This window comes from Vreelandella sp. H-I2, assembly GCF_052959335.1.
The window spans coordinates 1-1,137 of record NZ_JBRAMC010000020.1 but is presented as its reverse complement, the minus strand read 5'-3'; the positions used below and the strand labels follow the sequence as shown (position 1 = coordinate 1,137).

Genomic DNA, 1,137 nt, shown 5'->3' with positions numbered 1-1,137 from the left:
GCTGGCAAATAAGGACAAGGGTTGCGCTCGTTACGGGACTTAACCCAACATTTCACAACACGAGCTGACGACAGCCATGCAGCACCTGTCTCTGCGTTCCCGAAGGCACCCCGGAATCTCTTCCGGGTTCGCAGGATGTCAAGGGTAGGTAAGGTTCTTCGCGTTGCATCGAATTAAACCACATGCTCCACCGCTTGTGCGGGCCCCCGTCAATTCATTTGAGTTTTAACCTTGCGGCCGTACTCCCCAGGCGGTCGACTTATCGCGTTAACTTCGCCACAAAGTGCGCTAGGCACCCAACGGCTGGTCGACATCGTTTACGGCGTGGACTACCAGGGTATCTAATCCTGTTTGCTACCCACGCTTTCGCACCTCAGTGTCAGTGTCAGTCCAGAAGGCCGCCTTCGCCACTGGTATTCCTCCCGATCTCTACGCATTTCACCGCTACACCGGGAATTCTACCTTCCTCTCCTGCACTCTAGCCTGACAGTTCCGGATGCCGTTCCCAGGTTGAGCCCGGGGCTTTCACAACCGGCTTATCAAGCCACCTACGCGCGCTTTACGCCCAGTAATTCCGATTAACGCTTGCACCCTCCGTATTACCGCGGCTGCTGGCACGGAGTTAGCCGGTGCTTCTTCTGCGAGTGATGTCTTTCCTGGCGGGTATTAACCGCCAGGCGTTCTTCCTCGCTGAAAGTGCTTTACAACCCGAGGGCCTTCTTCACACACGCGGCATGGCTGGATCAGGGTTGCCCCCATTGTCCAATATTCCCCACTGCTGCCTCCCGTAGGAGTTCGGGCCGTGTCTCAGTCCCGATGTGGCTGATCATCCTCTCAGACCAGCTACGGATCGTCGCCTTGGTGAGCCGTTACCTCACCAACCAGCTAATCCGACATAGGCTCATCCAATAGCGGGAGCCGGAGCCCCCTTTCTCCCGTAGGACGTATGCGGTATTAGCCTGGGTTTCCCCAGGTTATCCCCCACTACCGGGCAGATTCCTATGCATTACTCACCCGTCCGCCGCTCGTCAGCATCCCGAAGGACCTGTTACCGCTCGACTTGCATGTGTTAGGCCTGCCGCCAGCGTTCAATCTGAGCCATGATCAAACTCTTCAGTTTAAAATCATTGTGATCCT

The 1,137-nt window shown here is 56.2% G+C and carries 1 rRNA gene; it reads right to left on the bottom strand.

The features are described from left to right. A 16S ribosomal RNA gene (locus tag ACUVOF_RS21915) occupies window positions 1-1,120 on the bottom strand; the annotation flags it as partial. Window positions 1,121-1,137: the final 17 nt, after the last annotated feature.